The following is a 13262-nucleotide window of genomic DNA, read 5'->3' as shown; positions in this document are numbered from 1 at the left end:
TGTCGCGACCTCGAGCGCCGCCCGACAGTGCCCGGGCCCGCCGGCGAGGTCCCGCCCCGACGGCGGGCCCGCCCCCGACCTCCGGCCGAAAGGTCTGCCTCCCGATGTCCCCACGCACCCCGTGCGGCTCCGCGCCCCGGACCCGCCGACGCCGCCCGCGCCGGGCGTTCCAACTGGCCGCCGCCCTGCTCCTCAGCCTGATCAGCCTGCCCGTGGCCTCGGCACCCGCCCACGCCGACGTCGGGGACGTCACCGAGCACCCGCTCCCCACGGCCGGCAGCTTCCCCGGCGACATCACCACGGGATCCGACGGGAACCTGTGGTTCACCGAGCAGGGCATCCGGAAGATCGCCCGGATCACCCCCACCGGGGACCTGACCGAGTACCAGCTGCCCGGTGACGACAACAGCCCCATCGGGATCACCGCCGGGCCCGACGGCAGGCTGTGGTTCACCGACGTCGGCCGCCGGATCGGGAACATCACCACGGCGGGCCTCATCACCGAGTACGACCTGCCCGCCGGCAGCGGCACGCCGTTCGCCATCACCACGGGGCCCGACGGGAACCTCTGGTTCACCGAGGACCCCGGTGACCGGATCGGCCGGATCACCCCCACCGGGAAGATCACCGAGTACCCCCTGCCGAACCCCGGCAGCGGCCCGGAGTCCATCGTGACCGGGCCCGACGGGAACCTGTGGTTCACCGAGATCTCCGGAAACCGGATCGGGAGGATCACCCCCCAGGGCAAGATCACCGAGTACCCGCTGCCCAACGCCGACAGCGGGCCGGACGTCATCACCGCCGGGCCCGACGGGAACCTGTGGTTCACGGAGCTCTTCGGCAACCGGATCGGCAGGATCAGCACGGCCGGTGCCATCACCGAGCACACGCTGCCGGACGCCGACAGCGGCCCGGACGGGATCGCCGCCGGGCCCGACGGCAACCTGTGGTTCACCGAGCAGCTCACCGACGGGATCGGCCGGATCACCCCCGACGGGAACTTCGCGCGGTACCCGCTGCCCACCCCGGGCAGCCTCCCGGTCCGCATCACCGCGGGGCCGGACGCCGCCATGTGGTTCACCGAGATCGGCGGCGACCGCGTCGGACGGCTGGAGCTCGACGCCGGTCCGCCCCGGGCCGACCTGGCGGTCCGGCTGAGCGCACCGGCCTCCGTACGCGGCGGCGCCGAGTACACCTACGACATCACGGTGACCAACAAGGGGCCCTTCGCCGCCGCGGACCTGGCCGTCACCCTGACCCTGCCGCGCGGGGTGACGGTCACGGACGCGCCCCCCGGCGCCGACCGCCGCACTCCCACTCCGCTGACCTGGCGCGTCGAGGCCCTGGGGGCCGGACAGTCGCGGGTCTTCCACGTCACGGTACGGGCCACCCAGCGGCCCGCCATCACGGCCAAGGCCGCCGTGACCTCCACGACCCCGGACCGGAACAGGAGGAACGACACCGACCAGGCCACGACCCGGATCCTCGGCCGCTGAGCCCCGTCACGAAGGCCGCCGGAACGCGGCCCGGAGAGCCGGATCCACGGCCGGCACAGGCGCGTCGACCCCCTGACGGGATCCTGGAGGGACCCCGACGGCGGTCGGCCCGCTGCATACGCATCACTGACGGGCGCCCCGGATCGGTAGGCTGGGACCGCCGGGCGCCTGCGACGGGGAGGTACGGGATGGGTGACACCGCGACCGCACCAGAACCGGGACCCGCGCCACGACCCGCGCAAGGCCCCGGCCCGGGGGCCGACGCCGATCCGGGGCTGTACGGCCCGGCCTCCGTCACCTGGCACTGCCACGGCGATCCGATGATGTGGATCGCCGGCGTCCGGGCGCTCTACCTCCAGGCGCTCCACCCGCGCGCCGTCCGCGGAGTCATGGAGAACTCGGACTTCCGCAGGGACGCCTGGGGCCGACTGCTGCGCACCGCCGACTTCGTCGGCACCCTCACCTACGGCACCACCGAGGCCGCCGAGCGCGCCGGCAGCCGGGTCCGCGCGATCCACCGCAAGCTCTCGGCCACCGATCCGGGCACCGGCGACCGCTTCCCCGTCGACGACCCCGAACTGCTGCTGTGGATCCACTGCGCGCAGATTGACAGCTTCCTGCACGTCCTGCGCCGCTCCGGCGTCCGCCTCACCGCCGCCCAGGCCGACCGCTACGTCGACGAGAACCGCGTCAACGCCCGCCTCGTCGGCCTCGACCCGGCCGACGTGCCCGCCGACGCCGCCGGGCTCGCCGCCTACTTCGAGCGGATCCGCCCCGAGCTCGCCGCCGGCCCCGACGCGCACGCCGTGGACGACTTCCTGCGCGCCCCGCCGATCCACCCGCTCCTCGTGCCTGGCCGAAACCTGCTGTGGCGCCCGCTCGCCGGCCTCGCGTACGGTTCCCTCCCCGGCTGGGCGCACCAGCTGTACGGGCGACCCGCACCGGCCCCGCGCAGCACCTCCCGGCGCCTGCGCCTCACCGGACGCGTGTTGCGCACCATTCCCGCAGGTCTGCGCTGGAAGCTGCCTCCAGGTCACATCTTGAAAGCGATGCGCCGCATGGGCCCCGGGAGTCGCCCCTCGCCGTACACACTGCGTACATCAGCGGCCATACTGGACCGGCCGGGGAGGGCGTAGCACGACAACGGGGGCGGCTTTAAGACATGGCGGAGTCCAGACTGATCCAGGGCCGGTACCGGTCGCTCGATCTGATCGGGCGCGGCGGCATGGGCGAGGTGTGGCGCGCCCGCGACGAATCGCTGGGCCGGCAGGTCGCGGTGAAGTGCCTCAAGCCGATCGGCGCCGAGCAGGACGCCCACTTCACCCAGGTGCTGCGCGAGCGGTTCCGGCGCGAGGCGCGCGTGGCCGCCTCCCTCCAGCACCGCGGTGTCACGGTGGTCCACGACTTCGGTGACGACAGTGCCGCCGGCGGTCCCCTCTACCTGGTCATGGAGCTCCTCGAAGGCCGCAACCTCAGCCAGCTCCTGGAGGACAACGAGACCCGCCCGCTCCCCGTGGACGTCGTCGTCGACATCGCCGAGCAGATGGCCGCCGCCCTCGGCTACACCCACGACCAGGGCGTCGTGCACCGTGACCTGAAGCCGGCCAACATCATGCGGCTCACCGACGGCACCGTGAAGATCTGCGACTTCGGCATCGCCCGCCTCGCCCACGACATCGGCTTCACCGCCAAGCTCACCGGCGGCGGCATGGCCATGGGCACCCCGCACTACATGTCGCCCGAGCAGATCGCCGGCGGCGAGGTCGACCACCGCAGCGACCTCTACTCCCTCGGCTGCGTCCTCTACGAGATCGCCACCGGGGCCCCGCCCTTCGACCTCGGCGACTCCTGGTCGGTGCTGGTCGGCCACCGCGACACCCCGCCCGTGCCGCTGCGCGAGCACCGCCCCGAACTGCCCGTCTCCTTCGAGCGGGTGGTCCTCGACCTGCTCGCCAAGCGCCCCGAGGACCGGCCCGGGGACGCCCGCCACGTGCACCGCCGGCTCGTCGAGGCCCGGCTGGGACCGGGCGGGCTGCCCGGCGCCCGGGCCCCGCTCCCGGCCTGGGCCCGCGGGATGACCGCCGGGCGCAAGGCCGGGATCGACGCCCGCCCCGCGAGCGGCGAATGGGCCGTGCTCACGGGCTCCTGGACCGCCGGCCGCCCCGGCGGCGGGCCATCCGCCGTCCGTCCGAGCGGCGGGCAGCCCGTCCTGCGTCCGAGCGGCGGGAACCCCGTCCTGCGTCCGAGCGGCGGGCAGCCCGCCGTGGGTCCCGGCGTCCGCATCGTCCGCCCCGAGCCCACCGAGGACCCGCGCCTGACCGTGGCCTACGGCGTCCCGCGCGTCCCCGGCCCCCGGGAGACCGGCCCCGACGCGCTCGCCGCCGGCCACACGCGGGCCTACGCCCTCAGCCGTTCGGGCCGGCCCGAGGAAGCCCTCGCCGTGTACACGGCCGTGGCCGAGGGGCGCACGCGCGAACTCGGCCCGGACCACGCCGACACCCTCGCCGCGCGCCAGGAGACGGCGTACGAGCTGGGCCGGCTCGGTCGCCACCAGGAGGCGTACGACACCTACCGCGCGGTGCTCGTGGCCCGCGAGCGGACCACGGGCCCGCTCCACCCCGACACCTTGCGCTGCCGCCACAACCTGGCCTGCGCCCTGGGTGCGCTGGGCCGGTTCGCGGAGGCCCACTCCACCGCCGTCGCGGTCGCCGCCGACCGGGCAGCCGTCCTGGGCCCCGAGCACGCGGACACGCTGCTGACCCGGTACGAGGCGGCGTACGCGCTCGGCCGCCTGGAGCGCTGGCAGGAGGCCCTGGCCGGCTTCCGCGAGGTCGCCGCCGTACGGGAGCGGGTGCTCGGCCGCGACCACCCCGACACCCTGGCCGCCCGCTACGAGGTCGGCATCGCGCTCGGCCGCACCGGGAACAGCGCCCAGGCCCTCGACCTGTTCCGGGCCCTGGTCCGCGACCGCACCCGCGCCTACGGGGCCGCCGACCCCGAGACCCTGCGCGCCCGGCACGTCCTCGGGGTCAACCTGGGCCGCCTGGAGCGCTGGGAGGAGGCGGTGGCCGAGTCCCGGCAGGTGGGCGCCGTACGGGCCGAGGTGCTCGGCGTCGAGCACCCGGACACCCTGGTCAGCCGCCGGGAACTCGCCGTGGGGCTCGGTCGGCTGGGCCGCTGGGACGAGGCCCTGCCCATCTACCGGGAACTCTCCGGCATCCGCGAACGGTCCCTGGGCGACGAACATCCCGACACGGCGCTGGCCCACGCCGACGAAGCCCACTGTCTGGAGCGACTCGGCCAGGTGTGCTACCAAGAGCCATGACGACCTTCGGGCGGGACGTGTACGACGACGTGATCGTGGGTGGCGGGCACAACGGCCTCGTGGCCGCCGCGTACCTGGCCAGGGCGGGCAGATCGGTCCTCGTCCTGGAACGGCTCGGGAACACGGGCGGAGCGGCCATCTCCAGCCGCCCCTTCACCGGAGTCGACGCCCGCCTCTCGCGTTACTCGTACCTCGTCTCGCTGCTCCCGGCGAAGATCGTGCGCGACCTGGACCTGCGGTTCGCGGTGCGCAGGCGGACGATCTCCTCGTACACGCCGGTCGAACGCGACGGCCGGCCCGGCGGACTGCTCGTCGGCGGCGACGAGCAGCGCACCCGGGAGTCCTTCTCCCGGCTGACCGGCTCGGACCGGGAGTACGAGAGCTGGCGCGCCTTCTACGGGACCACCGGGCAGGTGGCGCGGAAGGTGTTCCCCACCCTGACCGAGCCGTTGCCCACCCGTGCGGAGCTGCGGGCGAGGATCGACGACGAGGCCGCGTGGCGGATGCTGTTCGAGGAGCCGCTCGGGCGGGCGGTGGAGCGGCACTTCACCGACGACCTGGTCCGAGGGGTGGTCCTCACGGACGGGTTGATCGGCACCTTCGCGGACGCGCACGACCCCTCGCTCGCGCAGAACCGCTGCTTCCTCTACCACGTCATCGGCGGCGGCACGGGGGACTGGGACGTCCCGGTCGGCGGCATGGGAGCCCTGACGGACGCCCTCGCCGCCGCCGCGCGGACCGCCGGGGCCGAGATCGCCACCGGTCACGAGGTGCTGCGGATCGACACGGACGGGACCGCTCCGGCCGAGGTGGTGTTCCGTACGGCCACGGGGGAGGGCCGGGTCGTCGGCCGCACGGTGCTGGTGAACGCGTCACCGCGGGCGCTGGCCGAACTCCTCGGCGAGGAACCGGCGAAGGAGGCGCCCGAGGGCGCCCAGCTCAAGGTCAACATGCTGCTGCGCCGGCTGCCCCGGCTGCGGGACACCGCCGTGGACCCGCGCGAGGCCTTCGGCGGCACGTTCCACATCGCCGAGGGGTACGCCGAACTCGCCCGGGCGCACGCGGAGGCCGCGTCCGGCGAACTGCCCTCGGTACCGCCCTCGGAGATCTACTGCCACTCGCTGACCGACCCGACGATCCTCGGACCCGAGCTGGTGGAGCAGGGCTACCAGACGCTCACCCTCTTCGGCCTGCACACCCCGGCCCGGCTGTTCGCACACGACAACCACCAGGCCCGCGAGGTGCTGCTGACCGCCACCCTCGCGCAGCTCGACGCGCACCTGGCCGAACCGCTCACCGACTGCCTCGCCTTCGACGCCGACGGCCGCCCGTGCATCGAGGCGAAGACCCCGCTGGACCTGGAGCGCGAACTGCGGCTGCCCGGCGGGCACATCTTCCACCGCGACCTCTCCTGGCCGTTCGCGGACTCGGATTCGGATTCGGGCGGGGGCGGCCGGTGGGGTGTGGAGACGGCCCACCGCAACGTACTGCTGTGCGGTGCGGGGGCGGTCCGGGGCGGCGGCGTCAGCGGGGTCCCCGGGCACAACGCGGCGATGGCGGTGCTCGGACACTAGGGGGCCCTGGCCGTCGCCGCTGCGGAAACACTTCCGGAGGAGTGGCTGGATCCAGCCGGTCCCGCAAGCGTCCGTGCCTAGAGTTCTACTCATGAGTAACTTAACTGAAAGTACGCAGAGCGACGCGCGGCGGCCCGGTGCGCCCACCTTCGTCCTCGTCCACGGCGCCGGCAGCAATTCCTACGGATGGTCGCCCGTCCTGCACGAACTCGGCATGCGCGGGCACCGGGCGGTCGCGGTGGACCTGCCGGGGCACGGGACGGGCGCGTACTTCCCGCTCTCCTACCAGACCCCCCAGGACCCGGAGCGGCTGCGCACCGAGCCCTCGCCGATCTCCGCGGTGACCCTGGCGGACTTCGCGGCGCACGTCGTCGGCGTCGTGCGCGCCGTGCACCGCAACGGCCCCGTGATCCTGGTCGGGCAGAGCCTCGGCGGGGTGACGGTGAACGCGGTCGCCAACCAGGTGCCCGAGCTGATCTCCCACCTGGTGTACGCGTCCGCCTTCTGCCCGACCCGGCACGCCTCGGTGGCGGAGCTGATGGCGACCCCGGAGGCGGCCACCAGCGCCCTGTTCCGGCTCAGCGCCGTCCAGACCCCGCCGGAGCTCGGCGTCAACCGCGTCAACTGGCGCTCGGCTGACCCCGCCTTCTTCGCGGCGGCCAAGGAGGCGCTCGGCAGTGACCTGCCCGACGCCGAGGTGCGCGCGCTCCTCAACACCCTGGAGCCGGACGAGTCCGCGGCGATCGGCGCCGCCGGCGCCCGGGGGCTCCCGCAGGCGTGGGGGCGGGTGCCGCGGACCTTCCTGCGCTTCACCGAGGACCGCTCCATCCCGCCGGCGCTGCAGGACCTGATGATCCGCGAGGCGGACGCGACGGCGCCGCGCAACCGCTTCCGCGTACGGTCCCTGGCCGCTCCGCACATCGGCCCGCGGGACGTGGCCGCGTGGGGGGACGAGCTGGAGCTGGTGGCGCGCACGTGCCACTGAGCTGACGGAGCTCCCGGCGATGCCTACGCGATCGGCTCGATGACCACGATCGGGATCTCGCGGTCCGTCTTGGTCTGGTACTCGTCGTACGCGGGCCAGTGCTTCACCATCACGGGCCAGTACGCGGCGCGCTCCTCGGCGGTCGCGGTCCGGGCCGTGCCCTGGAGGATCCGGGCGCCGACCTGAATGCGGACCTCGGGGTGCGCGGTCAGGTTCCGGAACCAGAGCGGGTGCTCGGGGGCGCCGCCCTTGGAGGCGACGAGCAGGTAGCGGCCGTCCGCCTCGCCGTAGATGAGGGGCGTGCGCACGGGGTTGCCGGAGACCCGGCCCACGGTGGTGAGCAGGAGGGTCTGGGTGCCGTTCCAGTCGTGGCCGTCGGAGCCGTTGGAGGCCACGTACTGCTTGACGTGGTCCAGCTGCCAGCTTCCCGGCCTGGGGTCGGTCGGGTTGTCCCAGTCGATGGCTGTCGTCATGCGGTTTCGCCTACCTTCGTGTTGAACGGTCAACGAACCTCACCAACGAGTGTCAACGCCCGCGGGCACGGTGCCCATTCCGTCCGGAAGGGTGAATCCGGCGAAGAGGGCGTCCATCGCCCGGTGCGTGGCGCGGGCCGGGGTCGCGCGGACCGCGAGATCGCGGACGGCGACGGCGAACGGGTGGGTGAGGGCGGCGATCCGGCCCGTGCGGCGGGCGCGGACGCGGATGGCGTCGGTGCGTGCGCAGCGGGCCGCGCTGTAGGCGGCGAGCGCGGCCGGCACGTCCGTGCCGCCCGCCCCGTCCAGCAGATGGGCGAGGACCACGGCGTCCTCGATGGCCTGGCAGCCGCCCTGCCCCAGGTTGGGCGTCATGGCGTGGGCGGCGTCGCCGAGCCAGGCGAGACGCCCGTGGTGGAAGCGGGGGAGCGGGGCCGCCAGGTCGTACAGGTCGTGCTGGAGCACGGCCGCCGGGTCGATCCGCTCCAGCAGGGCCGGGATCGGGTCGTGCCAGGTGCCGTAGCGGCGCAGGAGTTCGGCGCGGACGTCGGCGGGGCGGTGGCCCTCGGGGGCGACGGCGGTGGCGTAGACGTACGTCCGGCCGTCGGCGAGCGGGACGACGCCGAAGCGCTCGCCGCGCCCCCAGGTCTCGGCGGTGACCGCTTCGGCGCGGCCCCCGTCGGCGGGCAGGACGGTGCGCCAGGCGGTCTCCCCGCTGTAGCGGAGGCCGGGGTGGTCCGGGAAGTACCGGCGCCGGAGCGGGCTGTGGATGCCGTCGGCGGCCACCACCAGGTCGGCGCCCCCGAGGTCGCCGTCCGAGGTGCGGACCACCGGGGACCCGTCCGCATCGGTCACCGAGTCCACCGCGACGCCGTACCGGATCGCGCCTTCGGGGAGCGCGGCGGCCAGGGCGTCGGCGAGGGCCGAGCGGTGCACGGCGAGCGGCGGACCGCCGTAACGGGCGGCGAGCGCGGCCGTGTCGGCGCGGCTGAGCCAGCGGCCGTCCGCGCGGCGCAGGCCCATCGCGGCCGGGACGGCCCGGCCCACCGCACGGGTGATGTCGAAGCCGATGGCGTCGAAGGCGTGCAGGGCGTTGGGGGCCAGGACGATCCCCGCGCCGACGGCGGTCGGCCCGGGCGCCCGCTCGCACACGGTGACCCGCCAGCCCCGTCGGTGCAGGGCGACGGCCGCGGTGAGTCCGCCGATCCCCGCGCCCGCCACGACCGCGTCACGCTGAAGTGCCGACATCACGCATCCCCTCTTTCTTCTGCCTCTTCCCCGTCCTCTACATCCGTAGAGGACCGAGGGTCCTCACTCTACAGCTGTAGAGTGAGGGAATGTCCACCCCTCGCCAGAGCGCACGCACCCCGGACCGCAGGACCCTGATCGCCGACACCGCGATCGGCCTCGTCGCCGCCACCGGGCTCCGCGGCCTCACCCACCGCGCGGTCGACGGGGCGGCCGGGCTGCCGGCGGGCAGCACCTCGTACTACTTCCGTACGCGGACGGCGCTGATCGCCGCCTGCTACCAGCGGCTGGCCGACCTGGACCTCGGCGACCTCGGGGACCTCGGGGACCTCGACGGCGGGGGCCCGCCGGTGCCTGCGGTGCCGGACCGGGACGCGGCCGCCGCCGCGCTGGCCGGACTGCTGTACCGCTGGCTGACGGTGGGGCGCGAGCGCCAGCTGGCCCGCTTCGAACTCAGCCTGGAGGCGGCCCGCAACCCCGCACTGGAGGCGGATTTCCTCCGGGCGGGGCAGGGGCCCCGGGCCCGGGCCGCGGGCATCCTCGCGGCCCTCGGGTCCGAACGGCCCGAGGAAGCCGCCGAGTTGCTGGTCGCCTGGACGGACGGGCTCCTGTACGACCGGCTGGCCGGCGCCCTCGCCCGCTCCCGCGTGGCCCCGGACCAGGCCGAACTGGCCGCCGTAGCGCGCCGGATGATCGACGCGGCCCTCGCGCATCACGGCTAGGATCCGGCCATGATCGCCGAACTGCAGTGCGTGGTCCTGGACTGTCCCGATCCGCAGGCGCTGGCCGCGTTCTACCGGGCCCTGCTGGGCGGGAACGTCAACCAGCCGGACCGGCGCTGGGCGGTCGGCGCGGACTGGGCGACCCTCCATGCGCCGTCGGGTCTGGTCCTCGCCTTCCAGCGCGCGGCGGACCACCTGCCCCCGCGCTGGCCGGACCCCACCCGACCGCAGCAGTTCCACCTGGACTTCGGCGTCCCGGACCTCGACCGCGCGCAGGAGCAGGTGCTGGCGGTCGGCGCGACGCTGCTCGACGGGGACACGGGCGGACGCGGCTGGCGGATCTTCGCGGACCCGGCGGGGCACCCGTTCTGCCTGGTCCGCCACTAACGCGTGCCGGGTGCCGGGCACCGAGTGGCAGGCGTCGGGTGTCGGTGTCCGACAAGTCGGACCCCGCCCGCATCGACCAAGATCATCAGATGCAGAATGTCCACATGTTGATACCGAACACGCTGAAGACGGCAGCGATCGACGATGCCGCGCTGATCAGCCGCTCCCTGGCCCGGGCCTTCGACGACGACCCGATGATGCGCTGGTTCTTCCCCGACGACGCCACGCGTGAGGCTTCACTGGGCAGTTACTTCACCACGCTCTTCACCCGGCAGTACGTCTCCAACGCCGTGTGCGAGGTCACCGAGGCCGCCGCGGCGTTCTGGGTGCCGCCGCAGGCGCAGGCCAAGGCGGTTCCCGACGCGGAAACCATCCAGCAGCTGCAGAACATCCTCGGCGACCGCGCCGAGCTGTTCGGGGCCGCCGTCGAGGCTGCCGCGCAGCACACCCCCCAGGAACCGCACTGGTACCTCGCGGTGATCGGCGCCGACCCGGCCGCCCAGGGAACGGGCCAGGGGGCCGCGCTGCTGCGCTCGGGCCTGGCCAAGGCCGACGCGGCGGGCCTGCCCGCCTACCTGGAGTCCTCCAAGGCGTCCAACCTCCCCTTCTACGCACACTTCGGCTTCACCGTGCGCGAGGAGGTCCGGCTGCCCGGTGGCGGCCCGACCCTGTGGGCGATGCGCCGCGAACCGCGCCCCGCGGCCGACACCCGGGCCGTGTGACGCACCGGGGCGAGCGGCCATCCGTCCGAGTGCGTACGGATGGCCGCTCGCCCCGGCCTCACCACGCGTCGTAGGCTGCGTCCCGCACGGGACGGACGGGAGGCCGAGATGGCCGAGACGGTGGTGGCCGAGGTGACGGTGACCGAGGTGATGGCCGAGCTGGCCGCGCTCGAGGACCCGAAGGCCCGGGCGGTCAACGAGAAACACGGCGACGATCACGGTGTGAACCTCGGCAAGCTGCGCGCGCTCGCGAAGCGGCTGAAGACGCAGCAGGACCTCGCACGCCGGCTCTGGGAGACGGACGACACCGCGGCGAGACTGCTTGCGCTCCTGATCTGCCGCCCGAAGGCGTTCGAGCGGGACGAGCTGGACGTCATGCTGCGCGGGGCGCGCGCCCCCAAGGTCCACGACTGGCTCGTGAACTACGTGGTGAAGAAGAACCCGCACCGGGAAAAGCTGCGCCTGGCCTGGTCCGCCGACCCGGACCCGGTGGTCGCCAGTGCCGGCTGGGCGCTGACCACCGAACGCGTGGCGAAGCAGCCCGAGGGCCTCGACCTCGCAGCACTCCTCGACGTCATCGAGGCGCAGATGAAGGACGCCCCGGAGCGCCTGCAGTGGGCGATGAACCACTGCCTGGCGCAGATCGGCATCGAGCACGCCGAGTACCGCGCCCGTGCCCTCGACATCGGTGAGCGCCTCGAAGTGCTCAAGGACTACCCGACCTCCCCGGGCTGCACCTCCCCGTTCGCGCCGATCTGGATCACCGAGATGGTGCGCCGACAGCACACCAAGTGAAGGCCCGCCAGTACCGGACCTGAGTCCTCTCTCCCCGGACGCCGTCCGTCCGGCCTGCGATAGCTTCGCCACCATGAACTCATTGGCATGACCGATACTCGCCGCCCTGCTCCTCTCCCTCCCCCTGGCCTCGGTCGGCACCGGCTTGTACGTCCAGGGCACGGCAGCGGTCCGCACCGCTGCGTACGCTGCCGAGATCACCCGCCTGAACGCCACGTCGGAGGTCTGAGCGGGGGTCGGGGGGTCGGGCCGGGGGCCGGGGTCGGCGACGTCACGTGGTCCGCACGGTGGCCGCGAGGGCGATCTCCCGCAGGGCGGCGGCCACCGCAGGGGGGACGGGGGCCCGCGCCAGCGCGTGGAGGGCTTGCTCGAGGCGGTCCTGGATGAGACGTTCCACCGCGGCGCGGGCGCCGGTGTCCTCCAGGATGCGGCGGACGCGGGCGGCGCCCGCTTCGTCGAGGGTGCGGTCGCCGATCAGTGTGAGCAGGGTGCGCTGCCGGGCGGGGTCGGCGCGCCGGACGGCGAGGGTGACCAGCACGGTGTTCTTGCCGTCGCGCAGGTCGTCCAGGCGGGGTTTGCCCGTCGTCGTGGGGTCGCCGAAGGTGCCGAGCAGGTCGTCGCGCAGTTGGAAGGCCTCGCCGATCGGGAGCGCGAAGTCGGACAGGGCGGAGCGAAGGGACGTTTCCGCTCCGGCCAGGGCGGCGCCCAAGTGCAGCGGGCGCTCGACGGTGTACTTGGCGGTCTTGTAGCGGGAGATGGTCAGGGCGCGCTCGGTGTCGGTTTCGGTGTCGGCGATGGCGGTCCCGCCGGTGGCGAGCAGGTCGAGGTACTGGCCGTACACGAGCTCGCTCCGCATGGTGTCGGTCACTGCCAGGGCGTCCGTGAGCTGACGGGGGGTGAGGCCGGCGGTGTGGAGGAGTTCGTCGGACCAGGTCAGCGCGAGGTCGCCGAGCAGGATCGCGGCGCTGACGCCGAGCCGGTCCGCGTCCGGGCGCCCGGCGTGGTGGGCGGCCAGGGCGCGGTGGGCGGTGGGCCGCCCGCGGCGGATCTCGCTCGCGTCCATGAGATCGTCGTGGATCAGGGCGAACGCGTGGAACATCTCCAGCGACGCCGCCGCGGACACCACCGGTCCGGCCGGGCCCGCACCGGTGGCGGCGTGCCAGCCGGCCACGCACAGCAGGGGCCTCAGCCGTTTGCCGCCGGCGAAGAGGAACCCGCCCAGCGTCGCGACGAGCTCGCCGGGCAGCCGGTCCTCGGCGGCGGCGCGGGCCTTGCCGTCGAGGAAGGCGGCCAGGTGCGCGTCGATGTCGGCACGGACGCCGGCCAGGCCGAGCGGGTCCGTACCCAGCAGGACGTCGGCCCCGGTCACCTCGCCCCCTTCACCTCGCGACGGGCGGGACCGCCGGTGCAGGGCCCCGTTCGGGGTGCCTCGCGGCGGAGACACAACGAAGAAGTCATGCCCGAGCGGGGAACTCCGTGATCGGCCCGATCGGGGGATCCTGTGACCCCACTGGACGGGAGCGACCCTGGGGCGC

Annotated in this window: 12 protein-coding genes; 9 read left to right on the top strand and 3 right to left on the bottom strand. The window is 74.1% G+C overall.

What is annotated here, in order from left to right:
* Positions 1-104 precede the first annotated feature (104 nt).
* The 5 genes from AB0D29_RS17255 to AB0D29_RS17235 all read left to right on the top strand — a co-directional run bounded on the left by AB0D29_RS17255 (position 105) and on the right by AB0D29_RS17235 (position 7380).
* On the top strand, positions 105-1496 hold the full coding sequence (locus AB0D29_RS17255) for a hypothetical protein (protein WP_362854991.1): 1392 nt from the start codon (positions 105-107) through the stop codon (positions 1494-1496).
* Positions 1497-1684: 188 nt separating this feature from the next.
* Positions 1685-2632 carry an oxygenase MpaB family protein gene (locus AB0D29_RS17250; RefSeq protein WP_362854990.1) on the top strand — a complete coding sequence of 316 codons (948 nt, stop codon included), beginning with the start codon at positions 1685-1687 and terminating at the stop codon, positions 2630-2632.
* Positions 2633-2658: 26 nt separating this feature from the next.
* Positions 2659-4821, top strand: coding sequence for a serine/threonine-protein kinase (locus AB0D29_RS17245; protein WP_362854988.1), 2163 nt, complete (start codon positions 2659-2661; stop codon positions 4819-4821).
* On the top strand, positions 4818-6395 hold the full coding sequence (locus AB0D29_RS17240; protein ID WP_362854986.1) for an NAD(P)/FAD-dependent oxidoreductase: 1578 nt from the start codon (positions 4818-4820) through the stop codon (positions 6393-6395). The genes AB0D29_RS17245 and AB0D29_RS17240 overlap by 4 nt, the downstream gene beginning before the upstream one ends.
* A gap of 91 nt (positions 6396-6486) precedes the next feature.
* Positions 6487-7380, top strand: coding sequence for an alpha/beta fold hydrolase (locus AB0D29_RS17235; RefSeq protein WP_362854985.1), 894 nt, complete (start codon positions 6487-6489; stop codon positions 7378-7380).
* Positions 7381-7403: 23 nt separating this feature from the next.
* On the opposite strand, the gene AB0D29_RS17230 is transcribed toward AB0D29_RS17235, so the two are convergent.
* Positions 7404-7853 carry a nitroreductase family deazaflavin-dependent oxidoreductase gene (locus tag AB0D29_RS17230; protein ID WP_362854983.1) on the bottom strand — a complete coding sequence of 150 codons (450 nt, stop codon included), beginning with the start codon at positions 7851-7853 and terminating at the stop codon, positions 7404-7406.
* A 39-nt stretch (positions 7854-7892) separates the two neighbouring features.
* Entirely contained in the window at positions 7893-9101 is a 1209-nt protein-coding gene (locus AB0D29_RS17225) for an FAD-dependent monooxygenase (protein ID WP_362854982.1), read from the bottom strand.
* A gap of 89 nt (positions 9102-9190) precedes the next feature.
* Between AB0D29_RS17225 and AB0D29_RS17220 the strand changes: the two genes are divergently transcribed.
* From AB0D29_RS17220 to AB0D29_RS17205, 4 genes are all read left to right on the top strand, one after another.
* On the top strand, positions 9191-9823 hold the full coding sequence (locus tag AB0D29_RS17220) for a TetR family transcriptional regulator (protein ID WP_362854981.1): 633 nt from the start codon (positions 9191-9193) through the stop codon (positions 9821-9823).
* A gap of 9 nt (positions 9824-9832) precedes the next feature.
* The gene (locus tag AB0D29_RS17215) at positions 9833-10210 is read left to right on the top strand and encodes a VOC family protein (protein ID WP_362854980.1); all 378 of its coding nucleotides are present in this window, start codon (positions 9833-9835) and stop codon (positions 10208-10210) included.
* A 104-nt stretch (positions 10211-10314) separates the two neighbouring features.
* Positions 10315-10932 (top strand): GNAT family N-acetyltransferase, encoded by a 618-nt coding sequence (locus AB0D29_RS17210; RefSeq protein WP_362854979.1) that lies wholly within the window; start codon positions 10315-10317, stop codon positions 10930-10932.
* A 108-nt stretch (positions 10933-11040) separates the two neighbouring features.
* A complete protein-coding gene (locus AB0D29_RS17205; RefSeq protein WP_362854978.1) occupies positions 11041-11727 on the top strand; it encodes a DNA alkylation repair protein in 687 nt (228 codons plus the stop codon).
* 271 nt (positions 11728-11998) lie between these two features.
* Here AB0D29_RS17205 and AB0D29_RS17200 read toward each other — a convergent pair whose 3' ends face one another.
* Positions 11999-13096: a polyprenyl synthetase family protein gene (locus tag AB0D29_RS17200; protein ID WP_362854976.1), complete on the bottom strand. Its 1098-nt coding sequence runs from the start codon at positions 13094-13096 to the stop codon at positions 11999-12001.
* Between the last annotated feature and the right edge of the window lie 166 nt (positions 13097-13262).

This window comes from Streptomyces sp. NPDC048424, assembly GCF_040651555.1.
Classification (GTDB): Bacteria; Actinomycetota; Actinomycetes; order Streptomycetales; family Streptomycetaceae; genus Streptomyces.
The sequence above is the reverse complement of the archived record's forward strand: the minus strand, read 5'-3'. Positions and strand labels throughout refer to the sequence as shown.